General features: G+C 65.7%; 21 protein-coding genes. 11 read left to right on the top strand and 10 right to left on the bottom strand.

The window, feature by feature from the left end:
• Positions 1–179 precede the first annotated feature (179 nt).
• A complete protein-coding gene (locus P0D77_RS00915; protein ID WP_277554253.1) occupies positions 180–854 on the bottom strand; it encodes a haloacid dehalogenase type II in 675 nt (224 codons plus the stop codon).
• A gap of 187 nt (positions 855–1041) precedes the next feature.
• On the opposite strand from P0D77_RS00915, the gene P0D77_RS00920 reads away from it, so the two are divergent.
• The 3 genes from P0D77_RS00920 (at position 1042) to P0D77_RS00930 (ending at position 3680) form a co-directional block, all read left to right on the top strand.
• Positions 1042–1797, top strand: a complete 756-nt coding sequence (locus P0D77_RS00920) for a GNAT family N-acetyltransferase (protein WP_277554254.1) — start codon at positions 1042–1044, stop codon at positions 1795–1797.
• Between the two features lie 114 nt (positions 1798–1911).
• Complete coding sequence (locus tag P0D77_RS00925; protein ID WP_277554255.1) at positions 1912–2772, top strand: P-loop NTPase; 861 nt, start codon at positions 1912–1914, stop codon at positions 2770–2772.
• 53 nt (positions 2773–2825) lie between these two features.
• Positions 2826–3680, top strand: a complete 855-nt coding sequence (locus tag P0D77_RS00930; RefSeq protein ID WP_277554256.1) for a fructosamine kinase family protein — start codon at positions 2826–2828, stop codon at positions 3678–3680.
• Positions 3681–3735: 55 nt separating this feature from the next.
• Here P0D77_RS00930 and P0D77_RS00935 read toward each other — a convergent pair whose 3' ends face one another.
• A complete protein-coding gene (locus P0D77_RS00935; protein ID WP_277554257.1) occupies positions 3736–5346 on the bottom strand; it encodes a long-chain-fatty-acid--CoA ligase in 1611 nt (536 codons plus the stop codon).
• Between the two features lie 202 nt (positions 5347–5548).
• Here P0D77_RS00935 and P0D77_RS00940 point away from each other — a divergent pair, with 202 nt between their 5' ends.
• Positions 5549–5791: a DUF7576 family protein gene (locus P0D77_RS00940; protein ID WP_277554258.1), complete on the top strand. Its 243-nt coding sequence runs from the start codon at positions 5549–5551 to the stop codon at positions 5789–5791.
• 48 nt (positions 5792–5839) lie between these two features.
• Here P0D77_RS00940 and acs read toward each other — a convergent pair whose 3' ends face one another.
• The 4 genes from acs to P0D77_RS00960 all read right to left on the bottom strand — a co-directional run bounded on the left by acs (position 5840) and on the right by P0D77_RS00960 (position 10433).
• Complete coding sequence (acs, locus tag P0D77_RS00945) at positions 5840–7834, bottom strand: acetate--CoA ligase (RefSeq protein WP_277554259.1); 1995 nt, start codon at positions 7832–7834, stop codon at positions 5840–5842.
• 173 nt (positions 7835–8007) lie between these two features.
• Positions 8008–8310, bottom strand: coding sequence for a DUF8036 family membrane protein (locus P0D77_RS00950; RefSeq protein WP_277554260.1), 303 nt, complete (start codon positions 8308–8310; stop codon positions 8008–8010).
• Between the two features lie 70 nt (positions 8311–8380).
• A complete protein-coding gene (locus tag P0D77_RS00955) occupies positions 8381–8656 on the bottom strand; it encodes an ArsR/SmtB family transcription factor (RefSeq protein ID WP_277555830.1) in 276 nt (91 codons plus the stop codon).
• 73 nt (positions 8657–8729) lie between these two features.
• Positions 8730–10433, bottom strand: coding sequence for an acyl-CoA mutase large subunit family protein (locus P0D77_RS00960; RefSeq protein WP_277554261.1), 1704 nt, complete (start codon positions 10431–10433; stop codon positions 8730–8732).
• Between the two features lie 112 nt (positions 10434–10545).
• Here P0D77_RS00960 and P0D77_RS00965 point away from each other — a divergent pair, with 112 nt between their 5' ends.
• Genes P0D77_RS00965 through P0D77_RS00975 form a run of 3 tightly spaced genes read left to right on the top strand, consistent with a single transcriptional unit; the run spans position 10546 to position 13332 of the window.
• Positions 10546–10989: a DUF5788 family protein gene (locus tag P0D77_RS00965; protein WP_277554262.1), complete on the top strand. Its 444-nt coding sequence runs from the start codon at positions 10546–10548 to the stop codon at positions 10987–10989.
• Between the two features lie 43 nt (positions 10990–11032).
• Positions 11033–12829 carry a DNA polymerase/3'-5' exonuclease PolX gene (locus P0D77_RS00970; RefSeq protein ID WP_277554263.1) on the top strand — a complete coding sequence of 599 codons (1797 nt, stop codon included), beginning with the start codon at positions 11033–11035 and terminating at the stop codon, positions 12827–12829.
• Entirely contained in the window at positions 12826–13332 is a 507-nt protein-coding gene (locus P0D77_RS00975; RefSeq protein WP_277554264.1) for a Mut7-C RNAse domain-containing protein, read from the top strand. The genes P0D77_RS00970 and P0D77_RS00975 overlap by 4 nt, the downstream gene beginning before the upstream one ends.
• A gap of 40 nt (positions 13333–13372) precedes the next feature.
• On the opposite strand, the gene P0D77_RS00980 is transcribed toward P0D77_RS00975, so the two are convergent.
• A complete protein-coding gene (locus P0D77_RS00980) occupies positions 13373–14395 on the bottom strand; it encodes a cell division protein CdpA domain-containing protein (protein WP_277554265.1) in 1023 nt (340 codons plus the stop codon).
• A gap of 147 nt (positions 14396–14542) precedes the next feature.
• On the opposite strand from P0D77_RS00980, the gene P0D77_RS00985 reads away from it, so the two are divergent.
• Complete coding sequence (locus P0D77_RS00985) at positions 14543–14833, top strand: DUF5789 family protein (protein ID WP_277554266.1); 291 nt, start codon at positions 14543–14545, stop codon at positions 14831–14833.
• A gap of 126 nt (positions 14834–14959) precedes the next feature.
• Positions 14960–15400, top strand: coding sequence for a DUF302 domain-containing protein (locus P0D77_RS00990; protein ID WP_277554267.1), 441 nt, complete (start codon positions 14960–14962; stop codon positions 15398–15400).
• Here the strand turns inward: P0D77_RS00990 and nreA are convergent, their stop codons facing one another.
• Positions 15401–16675 carry a DNA repair protein NreA gene (nreA, locus tag P0D77_RS00995; protein WP_277554268.1) on the bottom strand — a complete coding sequence of 425 codons (1275 nt, stop codon included), beginning with the start codon at positions 16673–16675 and terminating at the stop codon, positions 15401–15403.
• 203 nt (positions 16676–16878) lie between these two features.
• Positions 16879–17880, bottom strand: a complete 1002-nt coding sequence (locus P0D77_RS01000) for a transcription initiation factor IIB (RefSeq protein WP_277554269.1) — start codon at positions 17878–17880, stop codon at positions 16879–16881.
• Positions 17881–17963: 83 nt separating this feature from the next.
• Here P0D77_RS01000 and rnhA point away from each other — a divergent pair, with 83 nt between their 5' ends.
• Together rnhA and P0D77_RS01010 are read left to right on the top strand one after the other, a co-directional pair.
• Positions 17964–18554 carry a ribonuclease HI gene (gene rnhA / locus P0D77_RS01005; RefSeq protein ID WP_277554270.1) on the top strand — a complete coding sequence of 197 codons (591 nt, stop codon included), beginning with the start codon at positions 17964–17966 and terminating at the stop codon, positions 18552–18554.
• A gap of 2 nt (positions 18555–18556) precedes the next feature.
• A complete protein-coding gene (locus P0D77_RS01010; RefSeq protein ID WP_277554271.1) occupies positions 18557–19168 on the top strand; it encodes a DUF7108 family protein in 612 nt (203 codons plus the stop codon).
• A 56-nt stretch (positions 19169–19224) separates the two neighbouring features.
• Here the strand turns inward: P0D77_RS01010 and P0D77_RS01015 are convergent, their stop codons facing one another.
• Positions 19225–19590, bottom strand: a complete 366-nt coding sequence (locus P0D77_RS01015) for a PadR family transcriptional regulator (protein WP_277554272.1) — start codon at positions 19588–19590, stop codon at positions 19225–19227.
• Between the last annotated feature and the right edge of the window lie 58 nt (positions 19591–19648).

The following is a 19648-nucleotide window of genomic DNA, read 5'->3' on the forward strand; positions in this document are numbered from 1 at the left end:
AGCGACCTTAATGAACGTTCCGCCCATATACCCTTAACCTGTGTTAATATACGTAATATATGAAAGGCACCCTCCCTATGATAATGTTTATCACACAGTGGTCGTTTCAGTCGCTCGATTAGGCAAGAAACGGAGAGCCAGTTGGAAGTAATTCACGCTCGAACTGAGTCGTGGACCGCTCAGGCTAATTCGTCGGCGACGCCCGCGAGGCCGCCGACAGTGAGCGACGGTTCGACGCCGATCCGCTCGAACGGGTCGTTGCTCCGGTCGACCCAGGCCGTCGCCATTCCGGCGTTGCCCGCGCCCGCAACGTCCCAGGCGTTGCCCGAGACGAGTCGGCAGTCCTCGATGGCGGTGTCAGTCCGGTCGGCGGCGTTCTCGTACACCACGGGGTTCGGCTTGAACGTCCCCACCTCGTGGGCGCTGATGATGTCGTCGAGGTGGGACGCGAGGCCAGCGTTGTCCGCAAGCGTCTCCAGCATCTCTGGGTTCCCGTTCGAGAGGACGGTGACCGTGTGGCCGGCGTCCGACAGCCGCGTGAGCGTGTCGACCGCCGCCGGGTACGCGTCGAGGTGGTTGTACGAGTCGAGGATGCGGTCGCGTGTCTGCTCGTCCGCGTCGACGCCCCACTGCGCGAGTGCGTAATCGAGAGCGTCGGCAGTTACCTCCCAGAAAGGCTGGTAGTCGTCCATCAACGCCGACTGGTAGGAATACTGGAGCTGTTTCGCCCGCCACGTCGCGTCGAGTTCGCCGACGAGCGTCGCCGAGGCGTCGAGTTCCGCCGACAGGGTGTCCGTCACACTACTCGTGTCACACAGCGTCCCGTACATATCGAAACACAGCGTCTCCGGCATACGTCTCCTGTTCACGTCGTGGGTCATAGTACCACGGGCAGCGGCGAGTCGCGACGGCCGCGAGGCGACGACTGTGCGATCGGCCCACGACTCCCGCGGCGATACCGATGGTTAGGCACCGAGGAACCGCTGGGTGGCGGCGGTAAGCGCCCGCGTGATTAAGTGCCTGTCCACGGTACAGTATCACATGGATCTGAGAGACGCAACGACCGAAGACGTCGAGGGCATCCGAGCGACCGCACACGCCTCGCTGACGGCGTCGTACGGGCACGCCCTCTCGACGGACCTCATCGACGAGGCCGTCGAGAACTGGTACGGCGAGGAGAGCCTCTCGGAGGCACTCACCGACGAGAACGCGGTGTTCGTCGTCGCCGTCGAGGAGGGGGATGTGGTCGGCGTCGTCCAGAGCTACTTCGTCAACCGGCGCGAACCCGTCGGCGAACTCGACTGGTTGCACGTCCACCCCGACCACCGCGGGAAGGGCATCGGCGACGACTTGCTCGCTCGCGCGGAGACGGAACTGCTCGAACGCGGGGCCGAACGCATCGAAGGGCGCGTGTTGGCAGCCAACGAGGCTGGCGCGGAGTTCTACGAGGGCGAGGGCTTCACCGACATCGGCGAGCGAACGGTCGAAATCGGCGGTGAACCGTTCGTCGAACACGTGTACGCTCGTTTCCCCGCCGGCGGCGGCGAACAGGTGCTGACCGAGGCGCGCGTCACCGACGATGGGACGCAACTGTACGTGGCGTACGACGAGGCCGACCGCGCCTCGATCGCGCCGTTCTACGTGACGTACGCAGACCGCGAGCGAACTGAGCGGATGGGCTACATCTGCGGCAACTGCGAGAGTTTCAGCGTCACCGTCGACACGATGGACCGCGTGCAGTGCAACGACTGTGGCAACAAGCGGAAGGCGAGCCGCTGGGACGCCGCGTACCTGTAGCGGGCACATCTGACTCGCGGCCCCGCCGTCGGCCGCTCACTCTGCGACGGGACCAGTCTCACGACCGATACCTGCACAGCGACAGTTAAGTTACGACGTGAACGCCGTCCACGTATGGACGGACGCGTACTCGCCGTCGTCGGCGCGAAGGGAGGCGTCGGCAAGACGACGACGAGCCTCAATCTCGCCGCCGCACTCGCCGAGGACGGCCGCGCGGTCGCTGTCGTCGAGGCGGACCTGGCGATGGCGAACGCCGTCGACTTCCTCGACATCCGCGTCAACGGCGGCCGGACCCTCCACGACGTCCTCGCCGGGAGCGCGGGCGTCACCGACGCCACCTACCCCGCACCCGGCGGCTTCGACGTCGTCCCTAGCGGCGTCGACCTCGACGGCTTCGTGAAGTCGGACCTCGATCGGTTCCCCGCCGCGATGGAGTCGCTGAAGGCCAGTTACGACGCGGTCCTCGTCGACACCGGCGCGGGCGTCAGCCGCGAGACGGTCGTCCCGATGCGCGGCGCAGACGCCTCGGTACTCGTGTCCACGCCCCGGGTCGCCTCCATCCGCGACGCCGACAAGACGATGACCGTCGCCGAGCGTGCGGACGCGCCGGTCGGCGGCGTCGTCCTCACGAAGTCGGGGACGGGTCGCTCCCCGCCGGCCGACCGAATCGCCGACTTCCTCGACACCGAACTGCTCGGACACGTTCCCCACGACGAGTCCATCCCGAAGGCGCAAGACGCCGGCCAACCCGCCGTCTCCTACCGCCCCCACGGCGAGGGCGCACAAGCGTACCGAGAGGTCGCGGCCGCCCTCCGCAAGCGCCCCGACCTCCTCGGAATGACCGTCACCGCCGACACCGGGGGCTTCCGGTTCGGCGACGACGACGGCGCGTTCGCGGACGGCGGAAGCGGCGACGGAGCGAACAGAAGCGGCGGCCCCGTCCGCGACGACGGCTTCACCGACCCGTTCGCGTAACGCCGGCGGCGGGCGACCGCAACGACTACCGGCTAGCGACTGCCTCGCCCGCTATGGACGACATCGACGACGAGACGCGCACGCGCATCGTCGCGTGGGCCGACTGCGACATCGCGAGCGTCGCCCTCCTCGACGGCGGCGAAGTCGGGACCGTCCACCGCGTCGACCTCGTAGACGGCCGCCGTGTCGTCGCCAAGACCGGGCCGACCGACCCAGGAACCGAGGCTCGGATGCTGCGTCACCTCACCGAGAATGGTGGCCTGCGCGTCCCCGACGTGTATCACGCGGGCGACGACCTCCTCGTGATGGAGTTCGTCGACGGCGACGGGCCGCTGACAGCGAGCGTCGAACGCGACCTCGCAGACCGCCTCGCAGCCCTGCACGCGACCGACGCCGACGCGTTCGGCTTCCCGTTCGACACGCTCACCGGGCCGTACGACCAGCCGAACCCGTGGACCGACTCCTGGCCGGAGTTCTTCGGTGAGCAGCGACTCCGGCACGCAGCGACGCAGGCCCACGACGAAAGCGTCCTCCCGGCGACTGATCTACAGCGAGTGGAGACCCTCGTATCCGATCTACCAGCGATACTGGATCACGACCCGACACCGTCGCTGATTCACGGCGACGTGTGGCGCGAGAACGTCCGCACGGACGGGACACAGGTCACGGCGTTGCTCGACCCTGCCTGCTACTACGCGGATCGAGAAGTAGAGTTGGCGTACGTCGAGTGGACCGAGACGGGCGGCGAGGCGTTCGTCGAGCGGTACCGCGAGGTCGCTGGCGTCGACGACGGCTACCGCGAGCGTGAACCCGTCTACCGACTGTACCCGTTGCTCACGCACCTACGGTACTTCGGTGAGGAGTATCTGGAGACCGTCCGCGGGACGCTGTCGACGCTCGGTTACTGAGCGACGCCGGTGTGTCGCACCGGAGCGGTGACAGCGCTGTCGACGCTGGGTCCGACTATCCCTCGCCGACCATCCGCTCTTCTTCGTCCCACTCCTTTTGCCGGAGTTCGTACTTCTGGACTTTCCCGGTCGAGGTCTTCGGCAACTGCTTCACGAACTCGATACGCGTGGGAGCCTTGAAGTGGGCCATATTGTTGCGAGCGTACTGGATCAGGTCGTCGGCGGTGACGCCCGGATCGTTCGGGTCGCCGCTGGTGGGAACGACGAACGCCTTGGGCGTCTCGCCCCAGTCGTCGTGCGGCGACGGGATGACGGCCACGTCGTCGACCTTCTCGTGGCTGAACAGCGTGTCCTCCACCTCGATGGAGGAGATGTTCTCGCCGCCGGAGATGATGATGTCCTTCTTGCGGTCCTGGATGGATATCATCCCGTTCTCGTCGACGACCGCCAGGTCGCCCATGTGGTAGTACCCCTCGACGCGGTCGGTGAACGCCTCCTCGGTCGCGTCGGGTTTCTCCCAGTAGCCGTCCATCACCTGGTTGCCGCGGACGACGACCTCGCCGATGGTCTCGCCGTCCTCGGCGACGTCGTTGCCGTCGTCGTCGACGACGCGAATCTCGGTCCCGAGGTAGCCGAGCCCCTGCGTCTTCTTCACCGCGAAGCGGTCGTCGGAGTCGTCGTCGAAGTAGCGTCTGGCGTCGCTGGTGGTGATGAGCGGCCCGGTCTCGGTCGCGCCGTACACGTGTTTGAGGTACCAGCCGAACTCGTCTTCGACCGTCCGGATCGTCGCCTCCGGAGGGGCCGCGCCCGCGGTCGCGACGCGGACGTCCTGCCCTGCGTCGGGGTCGCCGCCCTCCTCGTCGATGTAGTCGCCGAGCATCTTCAGCACGGTCGGCGCGGCACAGAAGTACGTCACGTCCTCGTTGCGGAGTTTGTCGAAGACGTACGCGTCGTCGACGCCGCGGGTGCAGATGTGGCGCGCGCCCATCCCCGTGATGGCGTAGATGTGGCCCCACCCGTTCACGTGGAACATCGGGAGCGTCCAGAGGTAGGTGTCGTCATCGGTAATCTCCGAGTGGATGGCGACGAGGTACGCGTGAATCGTCTCCGTGCGGTGGGTGCGGCAGACGCCCTTGGGGTCGCCGGTCGTCCCCGAGGTGTAGTTGATCGTGATGATGTCGTCTTCGCTCATCTCCGGACGGTCGTAGCCGGTGCCGCCGGCGACGACGTCCTCGAAGTCCTCCCAGTCGCCCTCCACCGCGTCAGGGTCGTTCGTGATGAACGTCTCCGTCGGCACGGAGTCGCGGATAGCCTCGATCTTGTCGGCGTACGCGTAGTCGGCGTAGATAGCCTTCACGCCCGCGTCGTTGAGGATGTACTCGAAGTCCGACTCGACGAGACGATAGTTCAGCGGCGTGTGGATCGCACCGGTCTGGAAACTCCCGTACGCCGCCGCGAGGTGGTAGTGCGTGTTCGGGTCGAGGACGGCGACGCGGTCGCCCTTCTCGACGCCCCGTTCTTGCAGACCGGCCGCGAACCCGTCGGCGCGGTCGCCCAGTTCGTCGTACGTGAAGCGGTCGCCGTCCACGCCGAGGACAGCCTCGTGCCCTCCGTAGTTGCGTCGGGCACGGTCGAGGAAGTCCGTCACTAACAGCGGTTTCTCCATTGTGTCCGAACGTTCAGGTAGATTCGTGATAATCGTTGTGGGGTCGGTAACGCCTGACACGAACTCGATGGACACGACTGTCGGGGCCAGTTCCGTCGGTCCAGTGGGGACAATAGTGCTCGTGACGCCTCCCCAGCGCAGCGTACTCACACGCCACACTATCCAGATAATTGATAAGTAGACGCCCGGCGTCAGCATCCGTATGGCGCTGAACGAGTTCGTCGGTCGCTTGCATCCGGACGGGAAGGCCACGGTCGCGCGTGCGGCGACCCACTACCGATGGACGCCCGGGAGTCAAAGCCGGGGACGGTGTCCCGCCTGTGACGCCGAACTGGAACTGTCCGAGCGACACGTCCTGGTGACGCTGTCTCGCGAATTCGGCGGCGACGAGCGTCACCACTTCTGTACCGAGTCGTGTGTGGCGGCGTGGCTCGGCGGCGAGTAGCGGCGCGAAAAACGAGACCAAACAGCGGCGGTTGGCGAACGGGTCGACTCAGTCGCTCTGGACGACCTTGCGGATGTCTTCGACGATTTCGGGGTTGCGAAGCGTGGAGGTGTCGCCGAGTTCTTCCTCGTTGGCGATGTCCTCGAGGAGGCGGCGCATAATCTTGCCAGAGCGAGTCTTCGGGAGTTCGGGCGTGAAGATGACCTGTTCGGGGCGAGCGATGGGACCGATAGCGTCGAGGACGCCCTGAACGATCTCTTGGCGGAACTCCTCGCTCTCCTCTTGCCCGTCTTCCACGATGACGTACGCGTAGACGGCCTCGCCTTTCACCTCGTGGTCGCCGCCGACGACGGCGGCCTCGGCGACGCCCTCGACGCCGACGATGGCGGACTCGATCTCCATCGTCCCGAGGCGGTGCCCGGAGACGTTGATCACGTCGTCGACGCGACCGAGGACGGTGATGTAGCCGTCCTCGTCGATCTTCGCGCCGTCTTCGGGGAAGTACACCCAGTCGTCGGGGTCGTCGGAGTCGGTGTCGGAGTACTCTGCCCAGTACTCGTTGATGAACCGCTCGTCGTTGTTGTACAGCGTCCGCAACATTCCGGGCCACGGCTTCTGGACCGTGAGGTAGCCCGCACGGCCCGGTTCGACCTCCTCACCAGTCGTGTCGACGATCTGGACGTCGACGCCTGGCAGGGGCGGCCCGGCGGATCCGGGCTTCATATCCTTCACCCCCGGCAGCGTGGTGACCATCATCCCGCCCGTCTCCGTCTGCCACCAAGTGTCGACGACGGGGCACTCCTCATCGCCGATGTGTTTGTAGTACCACTTCCACGCACGCGGGTTGATCGGTTCCCCGACCGTCCCCAGTAGTCGCAGGCTAGAGAGGTCGTGTCGCTCGGGGTACTCTTTCCCCCACTTCATGAACGCGCGGATGGCGGTCGGCGCGGTGTACAGTTGCGTCGCGTCGTAGTCGTCGACGATCTGCCACAGGCGGTCGCGGTCGGGGTGGTCGGGCGTCCCCTCGTACATCATCGTGGTCGTCCCGAGCGCCAGCGGCCCGTACACGATGTACGAGTGGCCGGTGATCCAGCCGATGTCGGCCGAGCAGAAGTACGTGTCCTCCGGCTTGATGTCGAGGACGGCCTGAGAGGTCCAGGCGGTCCACGCGAGGTAGCCGCCGGTGGTGTGTTTCACCCCCTTCGGCTGACCGGTGGTACCGGAGGTGTACATCAGGAACAGCATGTCCTCGGCGTCGCGGTCGACGGGGTCGACTGTCGCGCCCTCGTGGGCGGCCATCAACTCACCCCAGTCGTGCTGGGCATCCGTGAGGTCGTGGCCGAAGTCGTCGCCGTTCGGGCTGAGGCGGTCGACAACCACGGTTTCGGTGTCGTGGTCAACGCCCGCGAGTCCCTCGTTGGCTTTGTCGAGGTGGTCAAGGGGGTCGCCGCGGCGGTAGTAGCCGTCACACGTGACGAGATACTCGGAGTCGGCAGCGTTCATCCGGGTCGCCAGCGCGTCCGCCGAGAAGCCCGCGAACACGACCGAGTGGGGCGCACCGATGCGGGCACACGCCAGCATCGCGATGGGCAGTTCCGGGATCATCGGCATGTACATCGTCACGACGTCGTCCTCGCCGACGCCCATCTCCCGGAGGGCGGCCGCGGCCTCGTTCACCTTCTCGTGAAGTTCGCTGTAGGTGAGGGTGACGTTGTCCTCGTCGACGGGTTCGCCCACCCACTCGATGGCGGCCTCGTCGCCGCGCTCGTCGAGATGACGGTCGAGACAGTTCGCGGAGGCGTTGATGGTGCCGTCCGTGAACCACTTGTAGAACGGCGGGTTGGAGTCGTCGAGCACCTGCTCGTACGGCTCCTTCCAGTCGAGGAGGTCGGCCGCTCCCTCCCAACACTCCGGCCAGTTCTCCTCGAACTCCTCGTAGATACCCGCGTCCGCGACGTTCGCCTGTTCGACGAACGAGTCGGACGGCTCGAATACCTCCTGTTCTTCGAGCCGAGCCTCGAGTTCCACGTCATCGTCTGACATAGTCACGCGATACGTCGGAATCGACCGTGATAAAACTGCCTCACTGCGCCGATATCGCCGCGTCGTCGCGGGGTTTCACGGAGTCGTAAATCGGCGCCTAGAGACCCGAACAGTCGGATTATCAGCACGCTCGGCCGACACGACGTCGATCCGGTGTGGTGGACGCGGCGGCCTCAGTCCCAAGTCACCCACGCGAGGAACGCGATGGCGACGAGTTCGAGCAGGCGAAGCCCGCCCATAGCGAAGTGTGCGATGGGCGCTTGCGCGGCGATCCACGCGCTGAGACCCGGGTGAACCAGAAACAGGTACAGTGCGAGGGCGTTCTCGGCCAACAGCACCAGCCCGAACGCCGCGAGTCCGAGGGTGTGTTTCGAGCGGAACTGGCTGTAGTTTCGTCCCCAGACGTAGCTCAGACCCAACAGGAGGACGATGTTGACGGCGGCGGCCGTCCAGATAACCTGCAGCCAGAGACTCATCGACTCACCCGTAGGTAGCGGCGTACCGCGTTTATACTCTTTCCAAAATTCGACCCGAATGCGCGTTCGCTCATTCTACCTTCTCCATAATCTGTTCGACGGTGTCCCAGTGCTGTCGCGCCCGGTCGGTCGGGAGGTACACTGCCCCGTAGTCGCCTCCCTGTTTCTGTAACACGTCGTTGTCGCAGAGGACGTCGAGATGGTGCCGGACGGTGGTGTAGTCCAACTCGAGCGTCTCTGCGAGGCGGTTTGCGTTCCGTGGGCGCTCGTCGAGCGCCTTCAGGATCCGGACCCGGTTTTTGCCACCACGGGTGCCGGTGAGCACGTACCACAGAACGCCGTCCATCGTGTTGCTCAAACAGCGACCACCGAAGTAAGTCCACCGGAGTGCAAGACGCAGGCGGGGCGAGAGTGCGCGCTTACGACGCCAGTCCGATCGTCTCGCGGTACGCGCCGTGGTGCTCCTCGAACACGTCCATAATCTCACCCATCGTCACGTACGCCTTCACCGCGTCGACGACGTACGGCATCACGTTCTCGTCGTTCTCGATGGCCTCGTCCAGCGCCGACAGCGTCTCCTCGACGGCGTCGTCGTCACGCTCCGCCTTCACGTCGCTGAGGCGCTGTAACTGCCGTTCTTGTACCTCCTCGTCGACGTGGAGCAGGTCAGGCTGTGGGTCGTCTTCGACGGTGTACTTGTTGACGCCGACGACGACCTCTTCGCCGTCGTCGACGCGCTCTTGGTACTCGTAACTCGCCTCCTGAATCTCCCGGTGGAAGTAGCCCTGCTCGATGCCCTCGAGGACGCCGTCGCGGACGGAGCCATCGCCCATCTCCTTGAGTTCGTTCAGGTACGCCATCGTCTTCTCTTCCACCTCGTCGGTGAGGCTCTCAACCATGAACGACCCCGCGAGCGGGTCGGCCGAGTCGGCCGCGCCGGACTCCTCGGCGATAATCTGCTGGGTGCGAAGCGCCACGCGGACCGCCTCCTCGGAGGGGAGCGCCAGCGCTTCGTCGAAAGAGTTGGTGTGGAGACTCTGCGTGCCGCCGAGGACGCCCGCGAGCGCCTGGATGGTGACACGGACGATGTTGTTCAACGGCTGTTGGGCCGTCAGCGACTGTCCCGCCGTCTGCGTGTGGAACTTCAGGCGGCGCGACGCCTCCGCTTCTGCGCCGTACCACTCGTCCATCAGGCGGGCGTAGATGCGCCGCCCGGCGCGGAACTTCGCCACCTCCTCGAAGATGGAGTTGTGGGAGTTGAAGAAGAAGGACAGTTGCGGCGCGACGTCGTCGACATCGAGGCCGCGGTCGACAGCGTCCTCGACGTACGCGAAGCCGTCCGCGAGCGTGAACGCGAGTTCCTGAATCGCCGTCGACCCGGCCTCGCGGATGTGGTACCCCGACACCGAGATGGGGTAGATGCCCGGCGTCTCCTCGATGGCGAACTCGACGGTATCGGTCACTAGATCGAGCGACGGTTCGGGCGGGATCACCCACTCCTTCTGCGCGATGAACTCCTTGAGCATATCGTTCTGGAAGGTGCCGCGCAGTTGCTCGCGGGGGACGCCCTTCTGGTCCGCGAGGGCGACGTACATCGCGAACACGACCGGTGCGCTGGGGTTGATGGTGAAACTGGTGGACACCTCACCGATGTCGATGCCGTCGAACAGAATCTCCATATCGCGCAGGGTGTCGACGGCGACGCCCTCCTTGCCCACCTCGCCGTCCGAGAGGGGGTCGTCGGAGTCTTTCCCCATCAGGCTGGGCATGTCGAACGCCGTCGAGAGGCCGGTCTGTCCGTTCTCGATGAGGTAGTGGAACCGCTCGTTCGTCTCCTCAGCAGTGCCGAAGCCGGCGAACTGCCGCATCGTCCACGTGCGCCCGCGGTACATCGTCGGGTACGGCCCGCGCGTGTACGGCTCCTCGCCGGGGAAGCCGATGTCCTCCTCGTAGTCGATGTCGGCGACGTCTTCCGGCGTGTAGAGGTCGTCTATCTCGAGATTCGAGACGGTGGCGAAGCGGTCTTTGCGTTCCCCGTGGGCGTCGAGGGCCGGATCACGGGTCTCCGCTTCCCACTCCTCGCGTGACTCGCGTATCTCCGCGAGGTCGTCGTCGTCGTACATAGACGCAACAACTGCCGGAAGGACCATTAACGATTCGGGTGGTGGCAGGGTGTGACCTGAACGCCGAGCGAAACACGAAACCCCGTCGCGCCCCAAGTAGGGCCGAGCGACCGTGCGCGAGTATCAGCGCAAGCAACTCCTCGAACGCGTCAACAAGGAAAGCGCCACCATCGGAGCGGACATCCCCGACCGCATAGAGGTGCAAGGCGAGGAGATAGACCTGCGGACGTTCGTCTTCGAGATCAAACGCCGTGACACGATCCCAGAAGGCGAACGCGAGCGTGTCGAACAGGCGAAACGAAACCTCCGACGCGAGCGACTGGAGCGTCTCGACCAGATCGAGGAGAACCGCGTCGACTTCGAGACGGGTGAGGACCTCGCGGCATCGATCATCGGCATCGACCGGGCGCTGGAGGCCCTCGACAGCCTCAACCCCGCGGACATACAGACGGAGGCGAAGCGACAGGAGGCGATGGACCAGAAGCGATGGATGAGTTTCCTCAAGAAGGCCCTCGGCCACGACGACGCCAGCGGGAGCAAGCGCGGCGGCTACTGACCGGCCCGTCGTTCTAAGTTCCAGCCACCCGGACGGACAGCATATGCGAAACGCCGAGGTCGCCCGCCAGTTCGAGGAGTTCGCGGACCTGTTGGAGGCGCAAGACGTGGCGTACAAGCCGAACGCCTACCGCCGCGCCGCCGAGAATATCCGTGAGCATCCGCGGGCAATCGAAGATATGGCCGCGGAGGGTGGCGAGGACGCCGTCGCCGAGATCGACCGTGTCGGCGACGCCATCGCCGCGAAGGTGGTCGAGTACCTCGATACCGGCGAGATCGGGGAGTTGGAGGAGTTGCGCGCGGAGTTACCCGTTGATATGGCGGCGCTCACTCGCGTCGAAGGTGTCGGCCCAAAGACCGTCGGCACGCTGTACGAGGAACTCGGCATTACCACGCTCGCGGAGTTGGAGGCGGCCGCAAGCGACGGGAAGATCCAGGAGGTGAAGGGGTTCGGCCCGAAGACCGAGCAGAACATCCTCGACAACATCGCGTTCGCGAAGGAGGCGAGTCAGCGGCAACGCCTCGGCGACGCGCGACCGCTGGCTGACGACGTGATCGGTTACCTCGACCACGAGGCGTTCGTCGAGCGGATCAGTGTAGCTGGGTCGATCCGACGGTGGAGAGACACCATCGGCGACGTGGACGTCCTCGTCGCCAGTGACGACGGCACGCGCGTGGTGGACACGTTCACCGAGTGGCCCGGTGCCGACGACGTCATCGAGGCGGGCGAGCAGAAGGCGAGCGTCCGCGTCGACGGCATTCGGGTCGACCTCCGCGTAGTCGTCCCCGAGGAGTTCGGGGCGGCGCTGCAGTACTTCACTGGGTCCAAAGATCACAACGTCCACCTCCGCAACGTCGCCATCGATCGGGGTCTCAAACTCAACGAGTACGGCGTGTTCGACGTCTCCGAACTGCGTTCGGATGGCCAGTCGGACGCGGACGCGTCCGACGACGTCAGCGATGTGGACGACCCCGACGGCGGCCAACGCGTCGGCGAACGACTCGGCGGTCGCGAGGAGTCGGAGATGTACGCCGCACTCGATATGCCCGTCATCCCGCCCGAGATACGCGAAGACACCGGCGAAATCGAGGCCGCGATAGACGGCGACCTCCCGGATCTAGTCACCGAGGGCGCAATCCGTGGCGACCTCCACACTCACACCGAGTGGTCCGACGGCGGCAACACCGTCGCAGAGATGGTGCAGGCGGCCGCCGACCGCGGCTACGACTACCACTGCGTCACCGACCACGCCGAAGGGCCGGGTGTGTTCGGCGACGCCGGCCTCTCGGACGCCGACGTGCGCGAACAGGCCGAGGAGGTCGCCGCCGTTCGCGATCAGACCGACATCGCGGTGTTCCACGGTGTCGAGGCCAACATCGACGCCGACGGCGACGTGACGACCAGCGACGACCTCCTCGCGGAGTTGGACGTCGTCGTCGCCTCGCCACACGCCGCCCTCGACCAAGGCGAGGCAACCGACCGCCTCGTCCGCGCGGTCGAACACCCGCACGTCGACATCCTCGGCCACCCAACCGGCCGCCTGATCAACCAGCGGGCGGGCCTCGACGTCGACTTCCATCGCCTCGCCGAGGCCGCTGCCGACGCTGGAACTGCCCTCGAAGTGAACGCCAACCCCGCGCGACTGGACCTCCACGGCGAGGCCGTCCGCGCGGCCGTCGACGCCGGTGCGCCCATCGCTATCGACACCGACGCCCACTCGCCGTCGGAGTTCGACCACGTCCGCTACGGCGTCCACACCGCCCGCCGCGGGTGGGCCGAAGACGCCGACGTGGTGAACACCCGCGACGTCGACGGCCTGCGTGCGTTCCTCGACGGATGAGCGACGGGCAAGACGGTCGCGCGAACGGCCGGCCACCTGACGGCACACGGATCACGCCCGAGCACGACGACCTCCTGTTGGACGTGATGCTCGGGAAACTCGCCACCTACCTCCGAATGTGTGGCTACGACGCCGTCTACGCGCTGGATGAGGGAATCGAAGCCGACGACGCAGTGCAGCGTCGCGCCGCCGCCGACGCGCGGCGACTGCTTACCCGTGACCGCGAGTTGGCGGCGAGTACACCAGGGTCGATACTGCTCACCGCGCGCGACGTGACCGACCAACTGCGCGAACTCCGTGAGGCGGGCGTCGACCTCACCTTGGCGGCACGGCCCGCGCGATGCGGCGCGTGTAACGGCTCGGTGGACTCGCTCCCGCCGGACTGCGACCGACCCGAGTACGCACCCGACGAGGGGCCGGTGTGGCGCTGTCGCGACTGCGGGCAGTGTTTCTGGAAGGGCAGCCACTGGGACGACGTGGCGGCGACGCTGGCGGATCTGTGATCGGAAACGGCAACAGACAACAAAAGAACGCGAGGCCGCGTCAGCGCGGCGTCCAGTCGTCGCAGGCGGCCATATCGTCCATCAGGTCGTCGTGGAGGCCGCAGTACGGCTGCATTCCTTGGTCCGTCCGAACGTACTGGAAGTGGCCGCAAGAGCCACAGTAGGAGTCGCCTGTCGACTTCGAACGATCGGACGGAGACGCATTCGCGGCCGCGTTCGGCGACGTTCGCTGCGGTCCGTCGGGGATCTGATCGGGACCGGACGACGACCCGCCCTGGTCGGGGCTGTCAGCCAGCGGCGTGATATCTGACGCAGATGCACCACCGTCGCTGACGGTTCCCGACTGCCCGGGTATCCGGGCCCCACCGCCGTTTCCGCCGGCCGATGCCGCTGCCTCCGCCTGTTTCTGCTTGTACTCCGGGCGGTTCGTCTGCGTCTCGACGCTGCCGTCGGGCGTCGACCCCAACAGGCCGACGCCGCCGATGGTGCCGCCTTGTCCTTTCGCGCCGCGAATCTCTTCGGCGGTCGACTTCGGCACCTCGATCACTTTCGTCTCGCCCTCGCGGACAATTTCGAGCGACACCGTGCCGCCGGGATTGTTCCGCGCCTTGAAGTTCGCGACGCCGGTGAACAGACACCAGAACGTCGTGAACGCGCCCAGAAAGTAGACGCCCGCGGTCGGAAGCGTGAGGTCGGTGAACTCACCAGCACACTGTGCGCCCGACCAGTGGCAAGGGTACGCGTGGGCGAACAACGCGACACCGAGGACGGCGACGCCGGCGCCGACGACGGCGGCCGCCTGCGTCCGCGGACTCGTCGGCATAATCACCAACACACCGAGAAACGTCGCTGGGATGCCGAGACCGGCGAGGACGCCCGCCGTCTCGCGTGCCTGTCCGAGGTTCCAACCCAGTGCGACCGTCGTGACGTCCGTCGCCGCGACGACGATGCCCGCGACGACGAGGAGGGCACCCAGCGAGAACGCGCCGACGCCGAGGTAGAGGCGTCTGAGGCTGGCGTACTCGCCGACCTGGCCCTCGTACACCTCGGCGAGACTGCTCATACACCGTGTTATAACAGCATCACTTAAAACGATACGTCAGACAACGGCAAGACATCGACACGCACGCGAGGCGAGCAACGACCGACGGTTCTCCGGGCCCAACGTCGCTCCGAAAGGGTTAGGCCGTCGGTCGGCAAAGCTGCGTGTATGGCCGACGACGACGAAGCCGAGGAAGCAGAGCCCGCCGTCGAGCTCGGCGAGGGCCCCGCCGTCGAGGGCGCACCGCTGGCCCGCGTCGCCTCGCGGCTCACGTGGCCCCAAGAGAAGTCGCGTGTGCTCGACAAGGAAGGCGAGGCAGTCATCCGGACGCCGGACGGACCCCGCGAACTAGCGGACGTACTGAGCAACGTCGAGGACACGTACTTCGACCGGCGACAGACGTTCGTCGACGCCGTCGAGGACGTCATCGGACGCGGCCCGGTCCAGACGGCCGAGTGACTTCTCCCACGACTTTAGTCGTGGGCTTTCTCCTCGATTTCGTGTAATTCCGCCGACAATATTCGACACGCGACCGGTCCCCGGCGCGTCGCCACCTTTTCCCTCGACCGCGACGAACGATGAGCGATGAGTCTACCCATCGACCCGGCAGCAATCGAGAGCGGCGACATCGGCGAGAAGCGCGCGACGTTGGAGATGAGCCACGAGGAGGCAGTCGAACACGTCCGCGAGGCGTTCACCGACAACGGATTCGGCATCCCCGTCGAGTTCTCCGTCTCAGATATGCTCAACGAGAAAATCGACGCCGGCCGCGACCCGTATCACGTCCTCGGCGCGTGTAACCCGGAGATGGCCGACCGCGCACTCGACGCCACCGACAACAGACTCGGCGCACTGATGCCGTGTAACGTCGTCATCTGGGAGGAGGAACCCGGCGTCCAGACGGTGTACCACGTCTCGATCATGCGTCTCGCCCGACTGCTCGGTCTCGACGCCGACAGCGAGGAGATGGACGACATCATCGGCGACACCGGCGAACTCGTCGACGCGGCGTACGCCGCACTCTGATCAGGAGAGGAAGTCCGCGAGACTCGACTGCAGTCCGGCGACCATCGTCGACTTCTGTCGGAGTCGTCCCAACGACACGGGTACCTGGTCGGCGACCTCGCGGACGGCGTCCTCGAACGTCTCGGCTTCGCCGTGTTCACCCTCGAAGGCGTTGCGGATGCTCTCGCGCACCTGCCAGACGCCGACCGGTCCCCAGTAGTCGTCGGAGACGTGGCGGACGACGAGCACTTTCGCTTGGCGACCTCGCTGGGAGAGGTGTTCGAGCGCGCCGAACCGGGACGCGTAGTACGCGCCAGCCGTCTCGTCGACGTACTGCGTCCGGCCCTCGCGGTTCTCGTGGGCCGACGAGAGATACGCCTCCCCCTCCGGGTCGGGGTGCCAGATGCTCCCCGGCGATTTGATCTCGACCAACTCGAACTCCCAGTCGCCGGGCGCGAGAATAACCCAGAAGGCGTTGCCGAGATACTCGTTGCGCCACACCTGCACGGTGTCGACGCTGCGGCGGTCGCGAATCGTCCCTCGGAGGTACTTGCCGATGGTGTCGTCGACGGCGGTGATGGACCAGCGGGTGGGAACGAGTCGCCGGTTCTGTCCCTGTCCGAGTGCGCCCGCCGAAAGGACCGTGTTGATGTCGTACACGTCGAATCCGCGGCGGTAGAGGTAGTTCATCGCGCCTTCGGCGCGCCAGTCGTCGTCTTCGAGCGTCTTCTTCACCGGACGCGGGACGTGCGGATTCTCCGTGAGGTCTGCGCTGGCGGCGCGGGCCCGCGGGCCAGTCGGGGTGGCGATGTCGTCGGGCGAGACGTCGTAGTCGATGTCGGGGCCGTCGTCGAGGAACACCTCCACGTCGACGGGGCGGTCGGCGATGGCGACCTCTCGCTGGACGCCAAGGAAGCCGTCCCAGGCGTCGTTGACGTTCGCGGCGTCGCGTGCGTCGACGCCCTGATTCGAGTTGAGTAGCGAGGTGCGCCGCTCGAACACGTCGGTGATGGAGACGCCCTCGTCGTACCACGCACCGCTGGTCTCGAACGTCGCAGCGTCGGCTTCGTGACCGACCGGGGAGAGCAGTCCCGTCGAGAGGTTCGGGTAGTTCGAGGAGCCAACGAAGATGGACGGCGAGACAGAGCCGAACACCGAGTCGCCACTGGTTGCCTCGTCGAAGCGGTGTTGGAACGACTCGAGGTGGTCCATCAACTCGTAGGACTTCTCCTGTGCGAGCCGCCTGCGCTCGGCCCGCTCGTTCACCTCGAACTCGATAAAGTCGTCCAACTGCACGGTCTGGTCGTGCTTACCGCTCGCTGACTATGAACGTTCCCCGCCGGCCGCGGCGCCGTGGCTGAAGGATATGCTGACAGGTGGCCGCCGACAGTCGCGCGACGGGTGGCCACACACCCGCGAACCGTCGCGCGACGCGAGTCAGGTCACGACCGGCGTGGCCTCGTCATCCGAGATGAACGTTCGTCTCCGTCTCGCCCGACTCAGGCGTGGATGCCCATCGCTTCGATCTGTTCTTGATACCGATTGCGGATGGTGACCTCGGTCACCTGCGCGACGTCGGCGACTTCGCGCTGGGTCTTCTTTTCGTTACACAACAACGAGGCGGCGTAGATGGCCGCCGCCGCGAACCCGGTCGGCGACTTGCCGGACAGTAGGCCCTCCTCGGCGGTCGTCTCGATAATCTCGTTGGCCTTCGATTTGACCTCCTCGCTGAGGTCGAGTTGCGACCCGAAGCGGGGGACGTACTTCTTCGGGTCGACCGGCTTCATCTCCAGTCCGAGTTCTTGGGAGATGTAGCGGTAGGTTCGACCGATCTCTTTGCGCTCGACGCGCGACACCTCCGAAATCTCCTCTAGGGAGCGCGGGATTCCCTCTTTGCGACAGGCGGCGTACAGCGTCGCGGTCGACACTCCTTCGATGGAGCGGCCGCGGATGAGGTCCTCGTTCAGCGCCCGGCGATACATCACCGACGACACCTCACGGACCGACCGGGGAACCCCGAGTGCGCTTGCCATCCGGTCGATCTCAGACAGGGCAAACTGGAGGTTGCGCTCGCCGGCGTCTTTCGTCCGAATCCGCTCTTGCCACTTGCGCAGGCGGTGCATCTGTGACCGCTTCTCGGAACTGATCGACCGGCCGTAGGCGTCCTGGTCTTTCCAGTCGATGGTAGTCGTCAGCCCTTTGTCGTGCATCGTCTCGGTGACGGGTGCGCCGACGCGCGATTTCGACTGGCGCTCGGAGTGGTTGAACGCGCGCCACTCCGGCCCGCGGTCGACGCGGTTCTCCTCGACGATGAGGCCGGTCGGTTCGTGCATCAACTCACCGTCGGCGGTCCGCACGAGGTCGTCCTCGTCGAGGTCGTCGACGTTGACCTCTTCGCCCGCGGTCGCATCCCCCTCCTCGGTATCGCTCCGCTCAGAACGGACGGCGTCGTTCTCCGACGGTCGCTCGCGCTCCCCACGCCGGCGGGTGGGCTCTGTCATATTCTTTCATATCGTCAAATCAAAGACAGATAAACGTTCCCGCCGATGGCAACGCTTTCGCCGCGTCGTCCGCGAGGACGGATATGCCGGTCATCGACTGCGACCCCGACCACGCCCGCGACCGCGTCACCGAGGCGGGCGTCGAGGTCGTCGACGGAAACACCGACCACGAGCGCTGGCGCGCCGAACGCGACGGCGCAGTCGCGGTTGCGTACGACGAGAAGGTGGTCGTGCAGGGGAGCGACCCCGAGCGGCTCGCCGCACTCGTACGCGACGGCGGCGGCCGCGGCCACGTCTACTTCGACGGCGCATCGCGCGGGAACCCCGGTCCCGCGGCTATCGGGTGGGCCATCGTCACGGGCGACGGTATCGTGAGCGAGGGGAGCGAGCGAATTCCCGACACGACCAACAACAAGGCGGAGTACGCCGCGCTGATTCGCGCACTCGAGGCGGCACGCGACTACGGCCTCGACGAGGTGGACGTGCGTGGCGACTCCCAACTCGTCGTGAAACAGGTGCGCGGGGAGTGGAACGTGAACGAACCGACCCTGCGTGAGAAGCGAGTTCGGGCACGAGAACTGTTAGAGCGGTTCGACCGCTGGGACATCGAACACGTCCCGAGAGAGATAAACGAACGCGCCGACGAGTTGGCAAACGAGGCGTTCGAGGGCTGACGATGGAGGAGAAACCACACCCAGACCGGGAGGAAGCGGCGACAAACGAACAGGAATCCGACGAGTGGGACGAAGAGGTTCCGCGTGACACGGTGGAGGCGGCCGAACGACTCACGCGACTGGCACGTGAGGCGGTCGACGACGCAGAAGCCACCGCTTACCGCGAGGACCGCGCCGACCGACTCGCCGATCACGACTTCACCGCCCGAGTCCGTGAGGACGACGACACCCTCGTGTTGTACCCTAGCGAGTGGATCGAAGACGGCACGGTCCAGATCGACCGCATCGAAGACACCGACCGCGCGGTCGAGGTGTCGCTGTCGGGCGCGGCCGACCCCGACGACTGGGCTGCCATCGAGGAGCACAACGCCACCCTCGTGGAGACGGTAGCCACGGATTACGGCGAGGTACACCGGGCGAACGCTCGCGCGTTTGCGGACTTTATGAGCAACCACTACGCCAAACAGATGGAGACAGCGACCGCTGACGAGGTCCGCGAGTTCCTCTCGGAGTACTTCCCTCGCAACGCGTGGCCGTCGGAAGAACAGCGTGACGCCGTCGAGGCGTCGGTGCGGTACGTCTTCGAAGCCGCGGACGAACGGACTCCCTTGTAAGTTCGTCCGGGTGACGACCGCAGTCGATTCGTTGATTCGTTCGGTACGGTGTCAGCTTACGCGTCGAGCGACGCGTCGACGAGCGAGCGCACGTCCGCCGCGCGGTCGTCATCGACGACGTACTTGTCGACAACCCAGTTAAGCCGGTCGAGGACGGCCTTGCGACCGGTCTCGGTGAGGGCGTACTGGTTCGTACGCTTGTCGAGTTCGCTCTTCTCTACCAAGTCCATCTCGACGAGGTCGTCGAGGTTGGGGTAGAGCCGACCGTGGTTGACTTCGGCGTCGTAGTAACTCTCTAACTCGCGCTTGATCGCAAGCCCGTACATCGCCTCCTCAGAGAGGATGACGAGGATGTTCTGTTGGAACGCAGTTAGGTCCCGCGCGATACTGACAGCTTCTGCTTCGACCTGTGCCTCTGACATGGTCAACCGTTGAGAGGTGTCCAGGGTATATAATTGTTGCCAACACGACGACTGTTTA

Source organism: Halobaculum limi, from assembly GCF_029490015.1.
GTDB lineage: Archaea > Halobacteriota > Halobacteria > Halobacteriales > Haloferacaceae > Halobaculum > Halobaculum limi.

Excerpts from the sequence above, each read along its gene's own strand:
- P0D77_RS00990 (WP_277554267.1), top strand. The coding sequence starts at position 14,960 with ATGAGTCTACCCATCGACCCGGCAGCAATCGAGAGCGGCGACATCGGC.
- P0D77_RS00935 (WP_277554257.1), bottom strand. The coding sequence starts at position 5,346 with ATGGAGAAACCGCTGTTAGTGACGGACTTCCTCGACCGTGCCCGACGC.
- P0D77_RS00985 (WP_277554266.1), top strand. The coding sequence starts at position 14,543 with ATGGCCGACGACGACGAAGCCGAGGAAGCAGAGCCCGCCGTCGAGCTC.
- P0D77_RS01000 (WP_277554269.1), bottom strand. The coding sequence starts at position 17,880 with ATGACAGAGCCCACCCGCCGGCGTGGGGAGCGCGAGCGACCGTCGGAG.
- P0D77_RS00915 (WP_277554253.1), bottom strand. The coding sequence starts at position 854 with ATGCCGGAGACGCTGTGTTTCGATATGTACGGGACGCTGTGTGACACG.
- P0D77_RS00950 (WP_277554260.1), bottom strand. The coding sequence starts at position 8,310 with ATGAGTCTCTGGCTGCAGGTTATCTGGACGGCCGCCGCCGTCAACATC.
- P0D77_RS00975 (WP_277554264.1), top strand. The coding sequence starts at position 12,826 with ATGAGCGACGGGCAAGACGGTCGCGCGAACGGCCGGCCACCTGACGGC.
- P0D77_RS00960 (WP_277554261.1), bottom strand. The coding sequence starts at position 10,433 with ATGTACGACGACGACGACCTCGCGGAGATACGCGAGTCACGCGAGGAG.
- acs (WP_277554259.1), bottom strand. The coding sequence starts at position 7,834 with ATGTCAGACGATGACGTGGAACTCGAGGCTCGGCTCGAAGAACAGGAG.
- P0D77_RS00955 (WP_277555830.1), bottom strand. The coding sequence starts at position 8,656 with ATGGACGGCGTTCTGTGGTACGTGCTCACCGGCACCCGTGGTGGCAAA.
- P0D77_RS00940 (WP_277554258.1), top strand. The coding sequence starts at position 5,549 with ATGGCGCTGAACGAGTTCGTCGGTCGCTTGCATCCGGACGGGAAGGCC.
- P0D77_RS00920 (WP_277554254.1), top strand. The coding sequence starts at position 1,042 with ATGGATCTGAGAGACGCAACGACCGAAGACGTCGAGGGCATCCGAGCG.
- P0D77_RS00925 (WP_277554255.1), top strand. The coding sequence starts at position 1,912 with ATGGACGGACGCGTACTCGCCGTCGTCGGCGCGAAGGGAGGCGTCGGC.
- rnhA (WP_277554270.1), top strand. The coding sequence starts at position 17,964 with ATGCCGGTCATCGACTGCGACCCCGACCACGCCCGCGACCGCGTCACC.
- P0D77_RS00980 (WP_277554265.1), bottom strand. The coding sequence starts at position 14,395 with ATGAGCAGTCTCGCCGAGGTGTACGAGGGCCAGGTCGGCGAGTACGCC.
- P0D77_RS00930 (WP_277554256.1), top strand. The coding sequence starts at position 2,826 with ATGGACGACATCGACGACGAGACGCGCACGCGCATCGTCGCGTGGGCC.
- P0D77_RS01010 (WP_277554271.1), top strand. The coding sequence starts at position 18,557 with ATGGAGGAGAAACCACACCCAGACCGGGAGGAAGCGGCGACAAACGAA.
- P0D77_RS00970 (WP_277554263.1), top strand. The coding sequence starts at position 11,033 with ATGCGAAACGCCGAGGTCGCCCGCCAGTTCGAGGAGTTCGCGGACCTG.
- P0D77_RS01015 (WP_277554272.1), bottom strand. The coding sequence starts at position 19,590 with ATGTCAGAGGCACAGGTCGAAGCAGAAGCTGTCAGTATCGCGCGGGAC.